18 protein-coding genes are annotated in these 21759 nt (G+C 73.4%); 3 read left to right on the top strand and 15 right to left on the bottom strand.

The features are described from left to right. Positions 1-28: 28 nt before the first annotated feature. The 8 genes from cobA to QC282_RS16845 form a co-directional block, all read right to left on the bottom strand. Positions 29-1261, bottom strand: coding sequence for a uroporphyrinogen-III C-methyltransferase (cobA, locus tag QC282_RS16810; protein ID WP_279550236.1), 1233 nt, complete (start codon positions 1259-1261; stop codon positions 29-31). A 118-nt stretch (positions 1262-1379) separates the two neighbouring features. Beyond that, positions 1380-5336: a nicotinate-nucleotide--dimethylbenzimidazole phosphoribosyltransferase gene (gene cobT / locus QC282_RS16815; RefSeq protein WP_279550288.1), complete on the bottom strand. Its 3957-nt coding sequence runs from the start codon at positions 5334-5336 to the stop codon at positions 1380-1382. 1386 nt (positions 5337-6722) lie between these two features. Next, positions 6723-7931 (bottom strand): precorrin-6y C5,15-methyltransferase (decarboxylating) subunit CbiE, encoded by a 1209-nt coding sequence (gene cbiE, locus QC282_RS16820; RefSeq protein WP_279550237.1) that lies wholly within the window; start codon positions 7929-7931, stop codon positions 6723-6725. A gap of 104 nt (positions 7932-8035) precedes the next feature. Beyond that, a complete protein-coding gene (locus QC282_RS16825; RefSeq protein WP_279550238.1) occupies positions 8036-8674 on the bottom strand; it encodes a GNAT family N-acetyltransferase in 639 nt (212 codons plus the stop codon). Between the two features lie 137 nt (positions 8675-8811). Then, the gene (locus tag QC282_RS16830) at positions 8812-9639 is read right to left on the bottom strand and encodes a MetQ/NlpA family ABC transporter substrate-binding protein (RefSeq protein ID WP_279550239.1); all 828 of its coding nucleotides are present in this window, start codon (positions 9637-9639) and stop codon (positions 8812-8814) included. 121 nt (positions 9640-9760) lie between these two features. Beyond that, complete coding sequence (locus QC282_RS16835) at positions 9761-10498, bottom strand: ABC transporter permease (RefSeq protein WP_279550240.1); 738 nt, start codon at positions 10496-10498, stop codon at positions 9761-9763. Beyond that, positions 10495-11532 (bottom strand): methionine ABC transporter ATP-binding protein, encoded by a 1038-nt coding sequence (locus QC282_RS16840; RefSeq protein ID WP_279550241.1) that lies wholly within the window; start codon positions 11530-11532, stop codon positions 10495-10497. Before QC282_RS16840 ends, QC282_RS16835 begins: the two co-directional genes overlap by 4 nt. A 390-nt stretch (positions 11533-11922) precedes the next feature. Beyond that, the gene (locus QC282_RS16845; protein WP_279550243.1) at positions 11923-12573 is read right to left on the bottom strand and encodes an HAD family hydrolase; all 651 of its coding nucleotides are present in this window, start codon (positions 12571-12573) and stop codon (positions 11923-11925) included. 70 nt (positions 12574-12643) lie between these two features. Between QC282_RS16845 and QC282_RS16850 the strand changes: the two genes are divergently transcribed. Together QC282_RS16850 and QC282_RS16855 are read left to right on the top strand one after the other, a co-directional pair. Next, positions 12644-13003 carry a hypothetical protein gene (locus QC282_RS16850; RefSeq protein WP_279550244.1) on the top strand — a complete coding sequence of 120 codons (360 nt, stop codon included), beginning with the start codon at positions 12644-12646 and terminating at the stop codon, positions 13001-13003. A gap of 34 nt (positions 13004-13037) precedes the next feature. Then, the gene (locus QC282_RS16855; RefSeq protein WP_279550289.1) at positions 13038-13418 is read left to right on the top strand and encodes a hypothetical protein; all 381 of its coding nucleotides are present in this window, start codon (positions 13038-13040) and stop codon (positions 13416-13418) included. Between the two features lie 43 nt (positions 13419-13461). On the opposite strand, the gene QC282_RS16860 is transcribed toward QC282_RS16855, so the two are convergent. The 3 genes from QC282_RS16860 to QC282_RS16870 all read right to left on the bottom strand — a co-directional run bounded on the left by QC282_RS16860 (position 13462) and on the right by QC282_RS16870 (position 15752). Then, positions 13462-13959: a GNAT family N-acetyltransferase gene (locus tag QC282_RS16860; protein WP_279550290.1), complete on the bottom strand. Its 498-nt coding sequence runs from the start codon at positions 13957-13959 to the stop codon at positions 13462-13464. Positions 13960-14016: 57 nt separating this feature from the next. Beyond that, complete coding sequence (locus tag QC282_RS16865; protein ID WP_279550245.1) at positions 14017-14511, bottom strand: sigma-70 family RNA polymerase sigma factor; 495 nt, start codon at positions 14509-14511, stop codon at positions 14017-14019. A gap of 74 nt (positions 14512-14585) precedes the next feature. Then, entirely contained in the window at positions 14586-15752 is a 1167-nt protein-coding gene (locus QC282_RS16870; protein WP_279550246.1) for a glycerophosphodiester phosphodiesterase, read from the bottom strand. Between the two features lie 423 nt (positions 15753-16175). On the opposite strand from QC282_RS16870, the gene QC282_RS16875 reads away from it, so the two are divergent. Continuing rightward, the gene (locus tag QC282_RS16875) at positions 16176-16847 is read left to right on the top strand and encodes a lysophospholipid acyltransferase family protein (RefSeq protein WP_279550247.1); all 672 of its coding nucleotides are present in this window, start codon (positions 16176-16178) and stop codon (positions 16845-16847) included. Between the two features lie 108 nt (positions 16848-16955). Here QC282_RS16875 and QC282_RS16880 read toward each other — a convergent pair whose 3' ends face one another. From QC282_RS16880 to argH, 4 genes are all read right to left on the bottom strand, one after another. Next, on the bottom strand, positions 16956-18479 hold the full coding sequence (locus QC282_RS16880; protein ID WP_279550248.1) for an MFS transporter: 1524 nt from the start codon (positions 18477-18479) through the stop codon (positions 16956-16958). After that, entirely contained in the window at positions 18476-19027 is a 552-nt protein-coding gene (locus QC282_RS16885; protein WP_279550249.1) for a helix-turn-helix domain containing protein, read from the bottom strand. The genes QC282_RS16880 and QC282_RS16885 overlap by 4 nt, the downstream gene beginning before the upstream one ends. A gap of 97 nt (positions 19028-19124) precedes the next feature. Further along, on the bottom strand, positions 19125-20096 hold the full coding sequence (locus tag QC282_RS16890; RefSeq protein ID WP_279550250.1) for an aldo/keto reductase: 972 nt from the start codon (positions 20094-20096) through the stop codon (positions 19125-19127). A 209-nt stretch (positions 20097-20305) separates the two neighbouring features. Continuing rightward, complete coding sequence (gene argH / locus QC282_RS16895; protein WP_279550251.1) at positions 20306-21742, bottom strand: argininosuccinate lyase; 1437 nt, start codon at positions 21740-21742, stop codon at positions 20306-20308. Positions 21743-21759 lie beyond the last annotated feature (17 nt).

The raw sequence follows: 21759 nt of genomic DNA on the forward strand, positions 1-21759 counted from the left end.
GGTGGATTGCGGGGAGAGGGCGAGGGGGTCACGCCGACGGGGCGGGGCCCACCTTCACGACCTCGCCGACGACGATGACCGCCGGGGGGCGTACGTCCTCGGCGCGGACCGTCTCCGCGACCGTCGCGAGGGTCGCGTCGACGCGGCGCTGGGCGGCCGTGGTGCCCTCCTGGACGAGGGCGACCGGGGTGTCCGGGGACTTGCCGTGCGCGACGAGGGTCTCGGCGATCCGGCCGATCTTGTCGACGCCCATGAGGATCACGAGGGTGCCCGTGAGCCTCGCCAGCGCCGGCCAGTCGACCAGGGAGCGCTCGTCGTCCGGGGCGACGTGCCCGCTGACCACGGTGAACTCGTGGGCGACGCCCCGGTGCGTGACCGGGATGCCGGCGGCGCCGGGGACCGAGATGGAGCTGGAGATGCCGGGCACGACGGTGTACGGGATTCCCGCCTCGACGAGCGCCTGCGCCTCCTCCATGCCGCGGCCGAACACGAAGGGGTCGCCGCCCTTGAGCCGGACCACCGACTTGCCCTGCTTGGCGTGCTCGATCAGCGCGTTGTTGATGGCCTCCTGGGCCATGAAACGGCCGTACGGGATCTTCGCCGCGTCGATCACCTCGACGTGCGGCGGGAGTTCGGCGAGCAGGTCGCGGGGACCGAGCCGGTCGGCGATGACGACGTCGGCCTCGGCGAGCAGGCGGCGCCCGCGCACGGTGATCAGGTCCGGGTCGCCGGGACCGCCGCCGACCAGGGCGACGCCCGCGGTGCGGGTGCGGTGGTGCGGGGCGACCAGCGTTCCGTCGCGCAGGCCCTCGACGACCGCGTCGCGGATGGCGGCGGTGTGGCGCGGGTCGCGGCCCTTGGCCTCCGTGGTGAGCACGGCGACGGTGACGCCCTCGCTGTGGCCGGTCGCCGGGGTCCAGGCCGTGGCGGCGTCGGCGTCGTCGGAGCGCACGCACCAGACGCGGTGCCGGTCGGCCTCCGCCGACGCGCGGGCGTTCGCCTCGGGGTCGCTGGTGGCGATCAGGGCGTACCAGGCGTCGGCGAGGTCGCCCTCCGCGTAGGGGCGCCGCTCCCAGGTGATCTCGCCGGTGTCCGCCATCGCCTCGACGGACGGGGTGGCGTCCGGCGAGACGAGGAGGACGTCGGCGCCGGCCGCGACCAGGGCGGGCAGGCGGCGCTGGGCGACCTGGCCGCCGCCGAGGACGACCACTCGGCGGCCGGTGAGGCGGAGGCCTACGGGGTAGGCGGGGTGTTCGGCCATGAGGGTGCGGCTCCTGTTGCGGCGGTGCGATGCCCTGACGTGCGGATTTTACGGCGCGGCGCGCCGTGGCCGCTCAGCCGGTCCAGTGGCTGGGCAGCCTCGCCGACCGCGGGTCCGGCTACTTCTCGGTGACCCCCGCCGAGTCGAACGTCGCCACCTCGTGCATCGCCCGGGCCGTGCTCTGCACCAGCGGGAGGGCCAGGAGGGCGCCCGTGCCTTCGCCGAGACGGAGGTCGAGGTCGACCAGGGGGCGCAGGCCCAGCTTGTTCAGGGCCGCGACATGGCCCGGCTCCGCGCTGCGGTGACCGGCGATGCACGCCGCCAGCACCTCCGGGGCGATCGCGCGGGCGACCAGCGCGGCGGCGCCGGCGCTGACGCCGTCCAGGATCACCGGCGTACGCAGGGACGCGCCGCCGAGGAGCAGGCCGACCAGGGCGGCGTGCTCGAAGCCGCCGATCGCGGCGAGGACGCCGATCGGGTCGGCGGGGTCGGGCCGGTGCACTTCGAGGGCGCGGCGCACGACCTCGGTCTTGCGGGCGAGGGTCTCGTCGTTGATGCCGGTGCCCCGGCCGGTGACCTCCGCCGGGTCGGCGCCCGTGAACACGGAGATCAGGGCGGCGGACGCGGTCGTGTTCGCGATGCCCATCTCACCGGTCAGCAGGGCCTTGTTGCCCGCGGCGACCAGGTCGCGGGCGGTCTCGATGCCGACCTCGATGGCCTGCTTGGCCTCTTCGCGGGACATGGCGGGACCGGCGGTCATGTCGGACGTACCGGCGCGGATCTTGCGCGGCAGCAGGCCCGGGGTGGCCGGCAGGTCGGCGACCACGCCGACGTCCACGACGCAGACCTCGGCGCCGACCTGGTTGGCGAAGGCGTTGCAGACGGCGCCGCCGCCGAGGAAGTTGGCGACCATCTGGGCCGTGACCTCCTGCGGCCACGGGGTGACGCCCTGGGCGTGCACGCCGTGGTCGCCGGCGAAGATCGCGACGGCCGCGGGCTCCGGGATCGGCGGCGGGCACTGCCGGGACAGGCCGCACAGCTGCGCGGAGATGATCTCCAGCATGCCGAGCGCGCCGGCCGGCTTCGTCATGCGCTTCTGCCGCTCCCACGCCTCGCCGAGCGCCTTGGCGTCCAGCGGGCGGATCTGCGTGACCGTCTCGGCGAGCAGGTCGTGCGGCTCCTCGCCGGGCAGCGCGCGACGGCCGTACGTCTCCTCGTGCACGACCCAGGACAGCGGGCGGCGCTTGGACCAGCCCGCCTGCATCAGCTCGGGCTCGTCCGGGAACTCGTCGACGTAGCCGACGCAGAGGTAGGCGACGACCTCCAGGTGGTCCGGCAGGCCGAGGGCGCGGACCATCTCGCGCTCGTCGAAGAAGCTGACCCAGCCGACGCCGAGACCCTCGGCGCGGGCGGCGAGCCACAGGTTCTCCACGGCGAGGGCGGAGGAGTACGGTGCCATCTGCGGCTGGGTGTGCCGGCCCAGGGTGTGGCGGCCGCCGCGGGTCGGGTCGGCGGTGACGACGATGTTCACCGGGGTGTCGAGGATGGCCTCGATCTTCAGTTCCTTGAACTGCTTGGCCCGGCCCTTGGGGAGGGACTTGGCGTACGCGTCGCGCTGGCGCATGGCCAGTTCGTGCATCGCGCGCCGGGTGTCGGCGGACCGGATGACCACGAAGTCCCAGGGCTGCGAGTGGCCGACGGACGGCGCGGTGTGGGCGGCCTCCAGCACGCGGAGCAGGACCTCGTGCGGGATGGGGTCGCTGCGGAAGCCGTTGCGGATGTCACGGCGTTCGCGCATGACCTTCAGGACGGCCTCGCGCTCGGCGTCGGCGTAGCCGGGGGCGGCCGGGCCGGTGGACTGCGGTACGTCTGCCACTGCGGCCGCGCCCTCTTCGTCCTGGTCTTCCTGGTCTTCCTGCTCGGCGGCCCGGGTGTCGAGGTCGTCGGCGTGCTGTACGAGTTCGGCGTCGTCCTGCGACGGCCCGGCCTCGCGGGGCGCGGGGACCGCGGGGGCCTCCGGCTGCTGCTCCGTGACACCGACGGCCTCGGCGACCTGGGCGACCTCTGCCGGGATGGTGATCGCCTGCGGCGGGGTCGGGGCGAGGTGCGGGGTGGTCGGCACGGTGCCCTCGACCGGGACGAACAGACCCACGGGCTGGTCCGGGCTCGGCTCCTGGGAGACGGTACCGGGGAGGGGGCCGACGGCGTCGGGCGCGTTGGCGTCGAGGGGGTTGGCTTCCGCCGGGTGGGCGGCGGCCTCGACCGGCTGTGCGCCGGTGGCCTCCGCCGGGTGGGCCGTGGCCTCGACCGGCTGTGCGCCGGCGGCCTCCGCCGGGTGGGCCGTGGCCTCGACCGGCTGTGCGCCGGTGGCCTCCGCCGGGTGGCTGACGTGGGTGAACGCGGGGGCCTGTCGGCCGGCGTGCGCGGCGTCCGCGTACGCGGGCTCGCCGCCGAGGGCGGACTGAGGGCCCTGCGGAGCCTGCGTGTCCTGCGCGGTGTCCGGGGCGTGCGGGGCGGTGGGGTCTGCCGGGTACGCCTCGGCGGGCGAGCCGGCCGTCGCGGGCAGGGGGGCCGGGTGGGGCTCGGGCTGCTGCGGGTCGTGGGCGATCCGCGGGTCCGGGGTCACCTGCACCTCCTGGGGGGACTGCCGGTCCTGCCGCACCTCGCCCTGCGGCACCGACGTGTCGGTCCCGGCGGCGGGGGTGTCCCCGCTGACGGCCACGGTGTCCCCGGCGGGCTGCGCGGCCTGCGCGGGGTCGGCCTCGGCGGCTTCGGGGAAGGGAACGGCTTCGGGACCTGCCGGTGCGGGGACGCCCGCGGCGGGGTGGGGGGTTGCCGGGGTTGCTTCGGCCGCCGGGGCGGGGGTGGCCTCGGTGGGTTCCGGGGTGCCGGGGGCTTCCAGGGTGTCCGGTCCTGCGGAGGCTTCGGGCGTGCTCGGCTGTGCGTACGGGGTGGCTTGTGAGGCCTGCGTGTCGAGGGCCTGGGCGCCGGGGGCTTGCGCCTCAGGGGTCTGCGCCTCCGGGGCCTGCGTTTCGAGTGCCGGGGCAGCCTCGGGGGCGGCAGGTTCCGGGGACGCGGCGGCCTCGGGACCGGTGACGCCCGACTCACCGGTGTGCTCGGGGGCGAGGGCCTCTGCGGCCTGCGCCTGCTCGGGAGCTTCGGTGTCGGACACCGAGGGCTGCTGTGCCACGGGTGCCTGGTCGGAGACGGTGGCCTCGGAGGCGGATGGCTGCTCGGAGGCAGGGACGGCGCCCTCGGACGCGGTGGCTGCGGAAGCGGTGGCTGCGGCTGCAACGGCGGGAGCCTGCTCGGCGGCCGCATCGGACACGGGGCTCTGCTCGGCAGCTGCCGCATCGGCAACCGGGGCCTGCTCAACCACAGGTGCTTCCGCGACCGGAGCCTGCTCAGCGACAAGTGCTTCGGCGACCGGCGCGTGCTCGGCAGGGGCCGCTTCGGTCACCGGTGCCTGCTCGGGAACGGGAACGGCAGCGTCGGGCGCGGGGGCGTCCTCGGGTGCGGTCGGCTCGGGCGCCTGTGCGTTCTCCACCGAAGCGGCCTCGGTCACCTGGGCGGCCTGGGGCGCGGTGGCCTCGGACGGCTGCGCGCCCTCCGGTGCACCGGACTCGGGGGTTGGACCGCCCTGGGGCGCGGTGGCCTCGGACGGCTGCGCGCCCTCCAGTGCACCGGACTCGGGGGCTGGACCGCCCTGGGGCGCGACCGCCTGCGGGTCCTGAGGCAGCGCAGCCTCTCCGGGAGCCTGCGTAGCGTCCGCCGCCGGGGATTCGGCAGTCCGGGCAGCCTCGGTGGCAGGCGCCTCGCCCTCGGCGGGGTCGACCTGCACGGTTTCGGCACCGGCACCGGCGGGAGCCTGAACCGCCTCGGCCTCGCCGCCCTCCACAGCCTGCCCGGCCCCAGCACCTGCTGGAACCCGGCCTGCCTCGGCCCGGCCGTCCTCCACAGCCTCCCCGGCCTCGGCCTGCACCTCTGCCGGGGCCTGCACCGCCTCACCCTGATCGTCTGCGAGGGCCTGGCCGTCTCCGGGGACCGGCCCGGCCTCGGCCTGACCGGCTGCCACGTCCGCCTCGGCCTGGCCCTGGACCTGAGCCTGGGTCTGGGCCTCAGCCTCTCCGAGAGCCTCCGCACCCTCGGACGACGCCTCACCCGCAGGCTGCGCGTTCTCATCCGCGACCGCCTCGTTCGCCGCCACGGCCTCCCCGGGAGCCTCCGTGCCCTCCGGCGAAGCGGCTCCGACAGGCTGCGCGTTCTCACCGGCGGCCGTCTCGGTCGCCGCCGCGCCCTCCGCGGGAGCCTCCGTGTCCTCGGGCGAAGCAGCTCCGGCAGCCGATGCGTTGGCGGCAACGGCCTCGTCGGTGGCCTGCCCGCTCTCGCCCGTCGCCGCTTCGGCAACCTGCGCGTGCCCGACCGGCACCGCTCCCGAAGCCTGCGCCTCGGCGTACGCGACACCCGTCGACGCCTGCGCGGGCGTCGGCGCCGTCGCCTCCGGTCGGGCACCCTGCGTCCCGTGGCCGCGCGTCGCGCGTGTCACCGCCGCCGTGGCCGCGCCCGGATCGGCCGGAACAACCGTTTCGGCAGTCCGGACCTGGGCCTGCCAGGCCGGTGCGTTTTGCGCGGGAACGTCGAGGTACTCCGGGCCCGGCTGGCGCGGCGCGTCCGCGGGGCCGCGGTCGGCGAGGGAGCGGACCGGGCTCGTGGACATGCTAGGGACGGGCGGGCCGAGGTGCAGCGGCCGGCGCGGCGGCGCCGACGCCGAGGCGACCGACGGGACCTGCTGCCCGGTGTCGGGCAGGCGGACGCCGCCGAGGTCGACGAAGCCGCTGTCGCGTCCGGCGGTCTCGTGCGGGCCGGGCTGGTGCACGGCCTCCACGACCGGCTCCGGGGCGGGCGGCGCCACCTCGTTGCCCCAGGGGCTCTGGGCACCCGGCAGCAGCAACTGGTCCTCGTCCTGGGCGGTGGTCTCGGAGAGGTAGGTGTACGAGCCGTGCGCGGGGACGCCCGGCTGCTCCACCGTGCCTGCGTTCTCCGGCAGCCCGTCGCCCGGGATCTGGCCGGTGTCGGTCATGCGTACCCCTCGCCCATCGGTTAGTGCTTCTACGACCAGCTCACCCGGAACGGCGCACTGACCGCCCCGCAGTGAAGAACGAGCGTGCGTGCCCAGCGGCACGAACGACCCGCCGGAAAAGACGACAAAGCCATTCAGTGGCAATCCATTCAGTGGCATTGTCGCGGTCGTTCCTCCGTCACGACAGCGTGATCCACGACTGCCCGTTGTGGACTGCGCCACGTTGCGCGCCCTCCCGGTACTGCCGTACCACACCCACCCCAAAACGGTCGTGTTTTCCGGACATTGGCCGACGAAGCGCCCGGCGCCCGTGTGGTGTGCAGCGATCGGCCAGCCTACCGCGCGCGGTACGACAACCGGATCACCGGGACGGTGCGGGGATCAGCCCTCGCGGACCGGGAGCACGCCGCTGAGCAGGAACGCGACGCTCCGTTCCTTCTCCGTCCAGGCGCGCGTGTCGAGTTCGACGGACTGGAGCAGGGCGCACTCGACGTCGTATCCGTGCTCGGTCAGGTCGCGGCCGACGCGTTCGGCGGTGTCCCGGGTCCCGGCGTGGGTGACGATGCGCTGCGGGCGGCGGTCGGCGACCGCGGAGACGACGGCCGCTCCCCCGCCGCCGACGCGGACGACGTCGGGTTCGGGGAGGTTCTCCAGGACGTGCGGCGCGGTGCCGTGGACGATGTGGAGCTGGACTCCGAGGCGGCGCGCGGCGGCGTCCGTGCGGGCGCAGGCCTCCGGGTCGCGGTCGACGGCGATGACGGCGGCGCCGGCGCGGGCGGCCTCGACGGCGAACGCGCCGCCGCCGCAGCCGATGTCCCACACGAGGTCGCCGGTTCGCGGCCCCAGGCGGGCGAGTTGGGCGGCGCGCAGCAGGTCGTTCTCGCCCTCGCCGAGCGCGCCGTAGGTGCCGCCGGGCAGTGTCCAGCCGCGCGGTCCGGCGGCCGGGTCGCGTCCGGCGATCCAGCCGCCGCTCTCGGGGCCGCCGACGGGGCCGCCGATGACGATGACGACGTTGGGGTCGCGCCAGGTGTGGTCGGCGGCCTTGTCGGAGGTGACGACGCTGACCTGTTCGCGGTCGGTGCCGAGTTCCTCGCAGATGACGAAGGTGCGGTGGACGCCCTCCAGCAGCAGGCCGAGTTCGGCGGGGCCGGCGCCGGGCGAGGTGAGTACGGCGACTTTGGTGTGGGCGCGGCATACGTTCACCGCGCGTCGCAGGGTGCGGGGGTGGGCGACGACCACGTGGGCGTCGTCCCAGGGCATGCCCGCGCGGGCGAAGGCGGCGGCGACGGAGGAGACGGCGGGAACGACCTCGACCTCCAGGCCGAACTCCGGCGCGCGCAGGGTCCGTACGACGCCGAAGAAGCCGGGGTCGCCGTCGGCGAGCACGACCGCGGTGCCGCGGTGGGCGGCGATGCGGCGGGCGGCGAGGGCGACGCTGCCGAGGCGGACGCGTTCCGCGCCGCGCGGTACTTCGGGGAGCGTCAGGTGGTGGGCGGCGCCTGCGACCAGCGTTGCGGCGCCCAGGGCGGCACGTGCCGCGGCGGTCAGCGGCGAACCGTCCCAGCCGATCACCGTGACCCGGTCGGCCATCGTCGTCAGTCTCCAGGGGGTTTGCGCAGGTCGGCTGGACATCCCGCGGGGGCGGGCTTGGTGAGACTACCTCGTGGCGCCGACGGCGATTCGGGCGCCCGCCGTCAGTTCCAGTCGTCGTAGGAGGTGAAGCCGCCGGTGTCGGCCAGCTGCTCGGCCACGCCGGCGAGGTCCTCGGGCAGCAGGCTCCAGACGATGACGTCGGTGCGTACGTCGGTCCAGGTTCCGTTCTCGGTCCTGGCGCGGGCTATCCAGGCGTTGCGCAGGACGCCCTCGCTGATGCAGCCGATCTTCTGGGCCACCTGCTGGGAGGCGGTGTTGTCGGCGGCGGTGCGCAGTTCGAGCCGCTCGAACTTCTGGTCCCGGAAGAGCCACTGGGCCGTGGCGAAGGCGGCTTCGGAGGCGTAGCCCTCGCCGCGGGCCCACGGGGCGATGACGTAGGCGATCTCGCTGGAGCGGACCCGCCAGTCGGTGTGCCGGAGGTGCACGATGCCGACGAGGCGCTGGGTGAGGAACTCGGTGACGGCGAAGACGATGCCGCGGCCCTCGGTCCGTTCGGCCGGGGCGAGTTCGGTGATCCAGGCGCGGGCGTCGGCCTCGGTGTAGGGGTGCGGGGCGGAGGTCCAGGCGGTCACGAGCTCGTCGTTCATCATCTCCGCGAAGGCCTCGACGTCGGGCTCCTCGAAGGGGCGAAGCACCAACCGCTCCGTGCTGATGGAGACGTTGGGGAAGGTGCTAGTCATGCGCCGCTCCGTAACCTTCGGGAACCTTCGGGGCCTGCTGAACTGCCCAGCATGCAGCATGGAAGCACCGAACCGCACCACGGGGTCCACTCCCTTTCAGGAAGCGGACCCCGTGCGTGCCGGGCCCCGGCCGGCCGTCAGAAGGAGGCGACGACGGAGCCGGCGTAGGTGTCCTCGATGAACTTCTTGACCTTGGCGGAGGTGAGGAGCTTCGCGAGCTTCTTCACGCGCGGGTCGTCCTCGTTGCCCTCCTTCACGGCGAGGAAGTTGCCGTAGGGGTTGTCCTTGGCGGACTCCAGGACGAGGGCGTCCTTGGACGGTTCGAGGTCGGACTCGATGGCGTAGTTGCCGTTGACCACGGCGGCGTCCACGTCGTCCAGGGAGCGCGGGGTCTGGGCCGCCTCCAGCTCCTTGAACTTGAGGTTCTTGGGGTTCTTGGTGATGTCGGCCGGGGTGGCCTCGTTGCCGACGCCTTCCTTGAGCGTGATCAGGCCGTTGTCGGCGAGCAGCTTGAGCGCGCGGGCCTCGTTGACCGTGTCGTTCGGGACGGCGACGGTCGCGCCGCTCTTGAGCTCGTCGGCCTTCTTGACCTTGTGGGAGTAGAGGCCGAGCGGCTCCAGGTGGACCGTGACGACGGGCACGACGTGGGTGCCGTTCTTCTTGTTGAAGTCGTCGAGGTAGGGCTGGTTCTGGAAGTAGTTGGCGCCGACCGAGCCGTCCTCCGTCGCCGTGTTCGGCGTCACGTAGTCGGTGAACTCCCTGACCTCCAGGTCGAGCCCGGCGTCCTTCGCCAGGTTGTCCTTCACGAAGGTGAGGATCTCGGCGTGCGGGACGGGACTCGCCGCGACGACGAGCGGGCCGGAGGTGTCGGTGGCGGCGTCCTGGTCCGCGCCGCAGGCGGTGAGCCCGAGGGTGAGGGCTCCGGCGGCGAGGACAGCGGTGGTGATCTTGGCGGTGTTACGCACGAAAAGTGCCTTTCCTGATGGGTGGTGCGACCCCCTTGGAGCAGGGGGTGCCGGCGTGATGCGCCGAAGTCGGGGGGTGGTGGTCTGGGGCGGTGGGCGGTACGGGGAGCCCGCGGGGGGGTTACGCGACCTTGTCGACGTCGGCCGCCGCGGGTCCCTTCGCCTTCAGCAGGCGCAGCCGCGGGCCGGGGCCGGAGCGGGCGCCGCGGTGGTGCAGGGCGCGGGCCGCGTAGTCGCCGGCGAACTGGATGAGGGAGATGACCACCGCGAGGATCGCGACGGTGACCCACATCAGGCCGGACTCGAAGCGCTGGTAGCCGTAGCGGACGGCGAGGTCGCCGAGCCCGCCGCCGCCGACGGTGCCGGCCATCGCGGAGTAGCCGATGAGGGCGATGACCGTGGTCGTGGTGCTGGCGATCAGCGAGGGCAGCGCCTCCGGGACGAGCACCTTGCGGACGACGGTCCACACGTTGCCGCCCATCGCCTGCACTGCTTCCACGAGCCCGGGGTCCACTTCGCGCACGGCCGTCTCGACGAGCCGGGCGAAGAAGGGGATGCCGCCGATGGCGAGCGGCACGATCGCGGCCGCGCTGCCGATGGTGGTGCCGGTGACCCAGCGGGTGAAGCTCATCAGGGCGACCATGAGGATGATGAACGGCATCGAGCGGGCGATGTTCACGATCTGCCCGAGGACCTTGTTCACCACGGCGTTCTGCAGCAGGCCGCCCCGGTCGGTCAGGACGAGCAGGATGCCGACGGGCAGGCCGCCGAGGACCGCGATCAAGGTCGACCAGCCGACCATGACCAGCGTCTCCAGACACGCCTGCTCCAGCAGGGGCTGCATCTCGGACCAGGTCACTTGGCACCTTCCTTCACCAGCAGCGGCTGGTCCTCGTTCACGACGTCGATCTGGAGGCCCTGTTCGCGCAGGAAGCCGATCGGGACGACGTTCTCCTCGTAGCGGCCGGGCAGTTCGATGCGCATCCGGCCGACCTGGAGGCCGCCGACGGTGTCGATGGCGGCGCCGAGGATCGATATGTCGATGTTGTAGGTGCGGGCCACCTGGGAGATGACGGGCCGGGTCGCGGCCTCGCCGTGGAAGGTGACGTCCAGGACGGTGCGGTCCGCGGCGGTGGCCTCGCCGCCGACCGGGAAGAGGGCGGCGGCCAGTTCGGAGCCGGGGGTGGCGAGCAGTTCGCTCACGGTGCCGGACTCGACGATGCGGCCGTCGGCCATGAGGGCGGCGGAGTCGCAGACCGACTTCACGACGTCCATCTCGTGGGTGATGAGCAGGACGGTCAGGCCGAGCTGCCGGTTCAGGTCGCGCAGCAGCTGGAGGATGGAGCGGGTGGTCTCCGGGTCGAGGGCGCTGGTGGCCTCGTCGGACAGCAGCACCTTGGGGTCGCCGGCCAGGGCGCGGGCGATGCCGACGCGCTGCTTCTGGCCGCCGGAGAGCTGGGCGGGGTAGGCGCCGGCCTTGTCGGCGAGGCCCACCAGGTCGAGGAGCCCGAGCGCCTTGCGGGAACGTTCCTTCCCCGACTTCCCGAGGATTTCCAGCGGCAGTTCGACGTTGTCCTGGACGGTCCGCGAGGACAGCAGGTTGAAGTGCTGGAAGACCATGCCGATACGGCTGCGCGCCTGCCGCAGTTCCCGGCCGGCGCGCGGTCCGCGGCCGGCGAGCGCGGTCAGGTCCTGTCCGGCGACGGTGACCGTGCCGGAGGTGGGGCGCTCCAGGAGGTTGACGCAGCGGATCAGGGAGGACTTGCCGGCGCCGGACTGGCCGATGACGCCGTACACCTCGCCCTCGCGGACGTGCAGGTCGACGCCGTCGAGGGCGGTGACCTCTCGGCCGCGCGAGCGGTAGACCTTGGTGAGGCCCGATGTGGTGATCACGTGGGTTTCCGTCACTGTCGAGTGCGCGGCGCGGGAGTGGGCGCCGGGCACGGGGCATTGTTCATCCGGGTTCTGCGGAACGCGGCACGGTTCTCACGAACGTGGTGGAACCGGGAGAAACCTGTGCGCGGGAGCATGGCTTCGGTCCGGTACGCGGGGCGCACACGGGAGGGGAGCGGGCACTCGCTTCGGGGCGCGAGGCTCAGGTGGTGCGAGGGCCCTCTAGAAGGCGCACATTCGGCACATGCGACACATACAACGAGCACCGGGCGTCATCGTCGCCTCGGTCGCAGGGGTGCGGTCGCTCGTCGTGGTCATGCGATCAGTAAACCAGACCCATGGTGCTGACCGGGCATCGCTGTCCGCATGCCGGACAGCGATGGACACCCGTCAGGGGCGGGCGGCGATCTCCACCGAGTCGCCGGTGACCAGCGCGGACAGGGCCGACAGGTCGGGTACCACGAGGTCGGCGTCGAGTTCGTGGGCCGGGTGGGTTGTGGCCAAGGCCACGGTCGTCATGCCGGCGGCGCGGCCCGCCCGGAGGCCGGCGGGGGCGTCCTCGAAGACGACGCAGCCGGCCGGGTCGACGCCCAGGGAGCGGGCGGCGAGCAGATAGGGCTCGGGGTCGGGCTTGCCGTGCGTGACGTCGTCGGCGGCGACGAGCGTCTTGGGCAGGATGCCGACGGCGGCGAGGCGGGCCTCGGCCAGGCGCCGGGTGGCGGAGGTGACGACGGCCCAGCGGTCGGCGGGCAGGGCGGCGAGGAAGTCCCGGGTGCCGGGCAGCAGACGCACACCCCCGCCCGGTACGTCCTCCACCTCCAGTTGCTCGATCCGCGCGACGGCCTCGGGCACGACGGCGGCGGGCAGCAGGTCGGCGGCCACCTCGGCGGCGGTCCGGCCGTGCAGTTCGACGGCCGCGAACGCCTCGGCCGTGATGCCGTACTCCCCCGCCCACCGGGTCCAGCAGCGCTCGACGGACTCCAGGGAGGAGACCAGGGTCCCGTCGTTGTCGAACAACATGGCCTGCGCACGGATCTTCATGGTCCCGACCCTACGGTGCGGGCCGGGGTCGGCCTCGTCCGGGCCCCGGGCCCGTAATAGGGTCACTGCCATGCTTGATGCCCTGACGACGGCGACCGGCGTCGCCGCGCTGCTGCTCGCCGCCTGGTGCGGCTGGGCCGCGTACCGCGACGAGCCGACGAAGGACTGGCACTTCATCGGGATGGCCGTCGTGACGCTGCTGGCCCTGGTCCAGCTGGTGGTCGGCATCGTGCGGCTGGCAGGGGGCGAGAAGCCGGACCAGGGCACGACGATCTTCGTGGCGTATCTGCTCGGCGCGTTCGCGTGCGTCCCGGCGGCGGGGTTCATGTCGCTGGCGGAGCGGACCCGCTGGGGCTCGGTGACGGTCGCCGCCGGCGGCGTGGTCCTGGCCGTGCTCGAAGTGCGGCTGTACGACATCTGGGGAGGCTGAGGTGGCCGGGAGGAGGCTCGTCAGCGGGCCCGGAATGCTGCTGGTCTGGCTGTACGGCGTGATGGTCGTCGGGGCGGTGTCGCGGTCGGTGTTCCAGATCGCGACGGAGTTCGACCGGGCGCCGCTGGCCTACTCACTGTCGGCGGTGGCGGGGCTGGTGTACGGGTTCATCACGTACTCGCTGGTGCGGGGCGGGGAGCGGGCCCGCCGCGCGGCGCTGGTGTGCTGCGCGGCCGAACTGCTCGGTGTGCTGGTCGTGGGAACGTGGACGGTGTGGGAACCGTCCGCGTTCCCCGACGCGACCGTGTGGTCGGACTACGGGATGGGGTACCTGTTCATCCCGGTACTGCTGCCGCTGTCGGCGATCTACTGGCTGCGCTCGTCCCGCGCGGTCGAGCCGCACGCCGCCACCTGAGCGCCCCGCCGTCCGCGCGTCCGGCGCCGCGGCGTTCAGGCCGTCAGGCCGTCTGTGCGTAGGCCCCGGCCCGCTTCTCCAGGACGATCATCGGCACGCCGTCCGTGCCCTCGGCCGTGCCCACCGTCTCGTAGCCGACCTTGCGGTAGAGGCTGAGGTTGCCCTCGCTGCGGTGGCCGGTGTGCAGGCGGAACGTCGTCGCGCCGCGCTCGTCCGCGAGGGCCGCCTCGGCCGCCCTGAGGAGGCGGGCGCCGATGCCGTGGCCCTGGAGGCGGGGGTGGACGCACAGCCTGCCGATGGCGGCGGCGCCGTCCTCGGTGACCCGGCCGCGCACCGAGCCGACGACCTCGTCGCCGAGGCGGGCCACGAAAACGCAGTCCGCGGCGACCTCCTCGCGGACCGAGTCGAGGGTCTGGACGAGCGGGTCGATGCGGTAGTTGCCGTACAGCGCGGCCTCGCTCTGGAAGCAGAGGTACTGCAGCCTGAAGATCTGCTCCGCGTCCTGCTCGGCCGCCGCAGAGATGGTCACGCTCATGCCCATGTGCGCACGCCTCCCGCTCACCTGATCACCTGTTGTCCCTCACTCCTATCCCCGGACTCAGCGGGCCGCAACCTCCGGTGTGAGCAATCGCCGCAGACATCCCAGGCATCTGGAACGTTCCGGGCCGAGACTGCCCTGTGAGATACCCAACTCCCCCGCGATCTCCCGGTATGTCAGGTCCCGCGGGGAGAGCAGGGCCTCCAGCACGCGGGGGCAGCGGCCCGGCAGGCGGCGCACCGCCTGCCGCACGGCACGGCGACGGGCGGCGGCGAGCGCGAGCGGCTCGGGGTCGTGACCGCCGTCGTCGGCGGGCTCCACGGCGTACGGCCGTTCGAGGCGGTGGACGCGGCGGGCGCGGCGGGCCTCGGCGCGGACGGCCCCGCGCAGCCAGCCGGGCGGGTCGGACGGCGGGTCCTGGGCCGCGAGGCGTTCGAGCAGGCGCAGCCAGACGGCCTGCTCCAGGTCGCCCGGCTCCGCTCCGCAGGCCTCCGCCTCGGCCGAGGCCTCGGCGGTGAGCAGCGGGCGCAGGGCGAGGAGCAGGTCGGGAGTCATGCGTGGAGCGACGCGGCCGCCCGGGCGGCGGGTTGCCCGGGCGGCCGAAGGTCACCCCAACCGGGGCCGGTGGCTCAGCCGTTGACGAAGTCCTCGCGGGCCAGCAGGCCGGTGTCCGGCTGGTCCGTGAAGACGCCGTCGATGCCGGTGGCGAAGTAGGCGCGGTAGGCGCCGAACACGTCGCCGTAGGCGTCCGCGTCGGTGCCCCTGCGGAAGTCCGCCGGCAGGAACGGGTTCTCGTTGCGCAGGGTGTACGGGTGCAGGATCAGGCCGGCCGCGTGCGCGTCCCGGACGAGGGTGGTCGGCTCGGTCAGCCTGCCGCTCGCGTCCTTCGGGATGACGAGGTCGAGGGTCGGGCCGATGCCCTGGGCGTAGGAGGCGATCTCCCGCAGGCCCTCGGGCGTGATGAGGTCGGCGACGGTGCGCGGATCGCCGGTCTCCTGGAAGTCCCAGGGGCGGGTGCCGGCGCCGGAGAGCAGGACCACCAGCGGGTTGCCGACGAGCTTGTTCAGGCGCTCGATGCTGGTCGGCTCGAAGGACTGCAGGATGACCGGCGAGTTCTTCCGGTCCTTGCCGTGCCTGCGCAGCACCTTGGCGACCCGCTCCTCCAGGCCGAGGCCGAGCTTGCGGAAGTAGGTGGGGTGCTTGAGCTCGGGGTAGATCCACACCTGCTTGCCGGTCTCGCGGGTCTGCTCGTCCTGCCAGCGGAGCACCTCCTCGAAGGTGGGGATCTCCCAGCGGCCGTTGTAGAGGGTGTTGTGCGGGCGGTTGGCGGGGATGCGCTCCTTGGCCCGCAGGGTCTTCAGCTCGGCGAGCGTGAAGTCCTCGGTGAACCAGCCCGTGGTGGAGACGCCGTCGAGGAGCTTGGTCTTCTTCCGGCCGGCGAACTCGGGGTGGTCCGCGACGTCGGTGGTGCCGCCGATCTCCGGCTCGTGACGGCAGACGAGGTGACCGTCCCTGGTGGGCACCAGGTCGCCGGCCTCGACGATGTCGGCGCCCATGTCGAGGGCGAGCTGGTAGGCGCCGAGGGTGTGCTCGGGGCGGTAGCCGCTGGCGCCGCGGTGCCCGATGATCGTCGGGACGGGCAGGCCCCGCACTCCGCCGCTGCCGCGCGGGGCGCCGGCGGCTCTCGCGGTGCCGGACAGGCCGAGGACCGCTCCGCCCGCCCCCAGCACCGCCGCGCCGAGAAGCGCCCGCCGCCCGGTACCGCCCGTCTGCTCGTCCGACCCTTGCGTTCCCATGGCGCCTCCTGTTGTGCCGTCTGTCGTCGGTGCGGGCCGATCGTAGGGGCGCGCACATGACGTGCGGGAGGCCTCCGGCGGAACACCCGGGTGATCCCGGATGTCCTGCGAGCGAGGAGATGTGACGGGGTGTCCGGTCGGTGCCGTGCCGGAGCCCGGGGTCCGGACACGGGCGGACATGCACGGACACGGGATTCGGTGCGGTACGGCGGGGGACCCGGCGGGCGTGTCCCGGGCGACGTCCGTCACACATGGCGGCCGCGTTACGTACCGCCGTCGGCACGCGACCGCAGGTGAACGTGCGTCACCGGCGAGTAAGACCTCGGTGAATCCGATGTGGCCGATGTGCGCGAGCCCCGGGGCCGCGAGTAATGTCCTCACCTGCACAGACTCATACAGCGTCCGTTGACCCCGGAGGGCCCGTTGTCCCGCTTCGCGCTCATCAAGGCAGTGCTCGGCCCGATCATGCGGCTGATGTTCCGCCCCCAGGTGGAGGGCATGGAGCACATTCCCGGCGACGGGCCCGTCATTCTTGCCGGCAACCACCTGACGTTCATCGACTCGATGGTCCTGCCGCTGGTCTGCGACCGGCAGGTGTTCTTCATCGGCAAGGACGAGTACGTCACCGGCAAGGGCCTCAAGGGACGGCTGATGGCCTGGTTCTTCACCGGCGTCGGCATGATCCCCGTCGACCGCGACGGCGGCCGGGGCGGTGTCGCGGCGCTGATGACCGGCCGCCGGGTACTGGAGGAGGGCAAGGTCTTCGGCATCTACCCGGAGGGCACCCGCTCCCCCGACGGCCGCCTCTACCGCGGCCGTACGGGCATCGCGCGGCTCACGCTGATGACCGGCGCGCCCGTCGTGCCGTTCGCGATGATCGGCACCGACAAGCTCCAGCCCGGCGGCGCGGGTCTGCCCCGGCCGGGCAAGGTCACGGTGCGGTTCGGCGAGGCGATGGAGTTCTCCCGCTACGAGGGCATGGACCGTGACCGTTACGTGCTGCGCGCCGTCACCGACTCCGTGATGACGGAGGTCATGCGGCTGTCGGGGCAGGAGTACGTGGACATGTACGCGAGCAAGGCGAAGGCCGCGTAGGTTCTCCCGCCGGGGGTCCGGGGGGCGGTCGCTGTTCGTGCCGGGGGCGGCTGTGTCGTGGTGGATCGCGCCGTTCCCCGCGCCCCTTCGGGGGCGTCGGGGTGAGGATCAGTGGCCGTTGTCCAGGCGTTGGTCCCGGAGCAGGAACCAGGCCGCCACCGAGGCCGCCAGGAGGACCGTCGCGCCGGCGCCGGCCGCCAGGGTGAGTCCGTCGACGAACGCCTCCCGGGCCGACGTCAGCAGTGCCCCCGCCGTGTCCGCCGGGAGACCGCGCGCCGCCTCCACCGCGCCGCCCAGTGACTCGTGTGCCGCGGCCGGGGTGCCCGCCGGGCCGGTGAAGCCCCGGTAGACGCCCGTCACGATCGAGCCGAGCACGGCGATGCCCAGGGCGGCGCCCAGTTCGTACGCCGTCTCGGAGACCGCGGACGCCGCGCCCGCCTGTTCCTTGGGAACGGACGACAGGATGACGTCGGCCGTGACCGTGAACGAGAAGCCGGCGCCGACGCCGACGAACAGCAGCACGGTCCCGACCAGCGGATAGCCGGTGGACTGGTCGACCGCGGTGAGCGCGGCCAGGGACAGGCCGACCGCCGCGAGTCCGCCGGAGACGACGGCCCGCACGGAGAAGCGCCGGGCCGCGCGGCCCGCGACCAGACCGGCCGCGACCGCGCCGATCGCGGCGGGCAGTTCGGCGAGTCCCGCCTCGAACGGGCGCCGGCCCTGGACGAGTTGCAGGTACTGGGAGAGGAAGAACACCAGGCCGGACAGGCCGAGGATGGTCAGCAGGTCGGCCAGCACCGCGCCGCTGAAACCGCGGTGAGCGAACAGCCGCATGTCCAGCAGCGGCTTCGGCAGGGTGAGCTGGCGCCGCACGAAGGCGCCGAGGGCCCCGGCGCCGAGCAGACCGGCGGCGAGCGCCTCCGGGGCGAAGCCGTGCGCGGCGGTCTCCTTCACCGCGTACACGGTGCCGACCATGCCGACCAGCGACAAGGCGACGCTGCGCAGGTCCCAGGGGCCGGGGTGCGGATTGCGCGACTCGGGCAGCGTCTTGGCGCCCACGACGACGAGCACCGCCATCACGGGCAGGTTGATCAGGAAGACCGAGCCCCACCAGAAGTGCTCCAGCAGGAAACCGCCGACGATGGGCCCGACGGCCGTGCCGGCGGAGGCGGTGGCGCCCCAGATGCCGACGGCGAGGCTGCGTTCGCGCGGGTCGTGGAAGATGTTCCGGATGAGCGCGAGGGTGGCCGGCATCAGGGTGGCGCCCGCGACGCCGAGCAGGGCCCGGGCGAGGATCATCAACTCGGGTGTCGACGCGTAGGCGTTGAGGACGGAGACCGCGCCGAAGGCGGTGGCGCCGATGAGCAGGATCCGCTTGCGGCCGATGCGGTCGCCCAACCCGCCCATGGAGACGAGCAGTCCGGCGATGACGAACGAGTAGACGTCGCCCATCCACAGCAGCTGTGTGCCGGTGGGCGCGAGGTCCTCGCTGATGAAGGGGGTCGCGAGACCGAGCACGGTCGCGTCGACGGCCACCAGCAGCACGGCGAGCACGAGGACGGACAGCGCGAGCCAGCGGCCCGGACGCCGCACCGCCTCCGTCGCGCCGGCCGGCCGCAGGGTGCTGGTCATGATTCCTCTCTCCGTATCGCGCCGCCGAGCAGCAGCTCGGTGATCATGTGGGTGAAGTCCTTGCCGGCCACGCGGCCCTCGGACACGGCCCAGGCGGCGGAGGCCAGCAGGCCGTACAGCGCCTCGGTGAGCCAGGCCGGGGTCAGGTCGATGCGGAACTCGCCGCTCAGCTGGCCGCGCCGGAACAGCGCCTCGATGCGGTCGTCCAGCCGGGTCCAGCCGGCGTTGCGCTCCTCGCCCTCGAAAAGCTGGTTCTCGGAGTAGAGGAAGGCGAGCAGTCCGGCGGCCGGTTCGACGGCGCGCACCAGGCGTCGTACGGCGTCGCTCGCGGGCCCCTCGTCCGGGCGGGCCGCGTCCAGTGCCGCCTCGCACTCGGCGATGCCGAGGGCCTCCAGCGCGCGGACGAGCGCGTCCCGCCCGGCGAAGCGCCGGTGCAGGGTGGCCCGGCTGATGCCGGCGGCCTTGGCGACCTCGTCCATGGTCGCGGTGGACTTGCGGCTCAGCAGGGCCGCGGCGGTGCGCAGCACGTGGTCACGATCGACAGCCATGAGACGACCATAGCGCATGTGAGACACAGATGTCTCACCGTGGGCATGTGCGTCTCATCCGGTCGGCTCGTGGTGATGTTCTGGGGCTTTCCGGGGCTCAGTGCCAGGGCAGCTGTCCGCGCCGCTCCCAGTACGCGGCCGGGTCCTCGGTGAGCGTGGCGAGCCGGGAGAGCCGGTCCTCGTCCAGGTCGACGACGGCGGCGTGCAGGTTCGACGCCAGTTGGCCCACGGTCGCGGCGCCGGACAGGACGACCCCGGCCCACGGCCGGCTCAGGACGAACGCGAGCGCGACCGCGTCACAGCCCTGCCCGGTCTCCGCCGCGACCGCTCGCAGGGCCTCGGGGGCGTGCGGCTCGGCGAGCCTCCCGTTGGCCATGGCCTCCTTCACGATCACGGTCAGCCCCGCCGCGTGGGCCTCGGCGAGGGCGGGCTCCGCCGAGGTGTCCAGGAGGTTGTACGTGGACTGGACCGTCCGGAACAGCGGGGTGCCGTCGACGGTCACGGCGAGCGCGGCGCGGATCGCCTCGGCCTGGGCGGGGCCGCTGGTGGAGAAGCCGACGCTGACCCCCTGCGCGGCGGACTCGGCGAGGCGGGCGTGCAGGTCCTTGTCGGTGAGGGCGGGGCTGTCCGGCGTCACCGAGTGGATCTGGTAGAGGTCGAGCCGGTCGCCGAGCAGGGCCTCGGTCTCGGCGCGCTGCCGCTCGTACGTGGCGAGGGAGTGGTCCTTGACCTCGTGCCGCTCGGCGTCCGTGGACCAGTCGGCGGTGTAGGTGTAGCCCCATTTGCTGCCCACGACCACGTCGTCCGCCTCGGGGCGGGTAGCCAGCCAGGCCGCGAGGAACTCCTCGGAGCGGCCGTAGGAGCGGGCGGCGTCGAAGTAGCGCACGCCCTGCGCGTAGGCGGCGTCGAGGAGTTCGTGGGTGCGCCTGCTCATCGCCTCGACGCTGCGGTCCTCCCCGAGGTCGCGGTCCCGGCCGAGGTTGATGTAGCCGGGGCGGCCCACGGCGGCGAGGCCCAGGCCGACGTGGCAGGTGGGCGTCGTGGCGGTCGCGAGACGGGCGAAGGGCATCGCGGGCTCCGTTCGGTCGCTGCTGTGCGGCTGCGACCAACGTAACCCGCGGCGGCCTTCGGCCCGCGTTGCGGAACGCTGTCCGTGCGGCGGTTCGGCGGGGGCGCGTCGCGCGGGGCGGGCCGGGCGGTTCGCCGTCCACCCGGGCCGCGTTCCGCGCCGTGGCGCCTGCCGGGCGTCGCTCGGCAGGCGCCACGTGCGGACACGGACTAGCGGGCGCTCCGCTTGGCCTTCGCCCAGGCGTGCTGCTGCGCCACGTCCGCCTTGACCTCGGCGAGCTGGACGGCGACCGCGCTCGGCGCCGTGCCGCCCCGGCCGTTGCGGGAGGCCAGGGCGCCCGGGACGTCGAGGACCGAGCGGACCTCCGGGGTGAGGTGGGAGGAGATCTTCGCGAACTGCTCGTCGGTGAGCTGGTCGAGTTCCTTGCCCTCGGCCTCGGCGACCTTCACGCACTCGCCTGCGACCTCGTGCGCGACACGGAACGGCACGCCCTGGCGGACCAGCCACTCGGCGATGTCGGTGGCGAGGGAGAACCCGGCCGGGGCCAGCTCCTCCATGCGCTCGCGGTGCACCGTGAGGGTGGCCATCATGCCGGTGAAGGCCGGGAGCAGGACCTCCAGCTGGTCGATGGAGTCGAAGACCGGCTCCTTGTCCTCCTGGAGGTCGCGGTTGTAGGCGAGCGGCAGGGCCTTGAGGGTCGCCAGCAGGCCGGTGAGGTTGCCGATCAGGCGGCCGGACTTGCCGCGCGCCAGCTCGGCGATGTCCGGGTTCTTCTTCTGCGGCATGATCGAGGAGCCGGTGGAGAAGGCGTCGTGCAGGGTCACGAAGGAGAACTCCTTCGTGTTCCAGATGATGACCTCCTCCGCGATCCGGGACAGGTTCACGCCGATCATCGCGGTGATGAAGGCGAACTCGGCGACGAAGTCGCGGGAGGCCGTGCCGTCGATGGAGTTGCCGGAGCTGCCGTGCTCGAAGCCGAGGTCCTCGGCGACCGCCTCCGGGTCCAGGCCGAGGGAGGAACCGGCCAGGGCGCCCGAGCCGTACGGCGACACGGCCGTCCGCTCGTCCCACTGGCGCAGCCGCTCGGCGTCCCGGGACAGGGACTGCACATGCGCGAGGACGTGGTGGGCGAACAGCACCGGCTGGGCGTGCTGGAGGTGGGTGCGGCCCGGCATGGCGACGTCGGGGTGGGCCTCGGCGAGGCCGATCAGGGCGTCCTGGAGGTCGGCGATCAGACCGCCGATGGCGCGGGCGTGGTCGCGCAGGTACATCCGGAACAGCGTCGCGACCTGGTCGTTGCGGGACCGGCCTGCGCGCAGCTTGCCGCCGAGGTCCGGGCCGAGGCGCTCCAGCAGGCCGCGCTCCAGGGCGGTGTGCACGTCCTCGTCGGCGATGGTGCCCACGAAGGCGCCGGAGGCCACGTCGGCCTCCAGCCGGTCCAGGCCCTCGATCATGCGGGTCAGCTCGTCCTCGGTGAGCAGCCCGGCCTTGTGCAGCACGCGCGCGTGGGCGCGCGAACCGGCGATGTCGTAGGGCGCGAGCCGCCAGTCGAAGTGGACGGACGCGGACAGCTTCGCCAGGGCCTCGGCGGGACCGTCGGCGAAACGGCCGCCCCAGAGCCGTACGTCACCGCTGTTGCTGCTCACTTGCGTTGCTCCTCGGA

The sequence above is a fragment of the Streptomyces sp. DH24 genome, from assembly GCF_029813775.1.
In the GTDB taxonomy this organism is placed as follows: domain Bacteria; phylum Actinomycetota; class Actinomycetes; order Streptomycetales; family Streptomycetaceae; genus Streptomyces.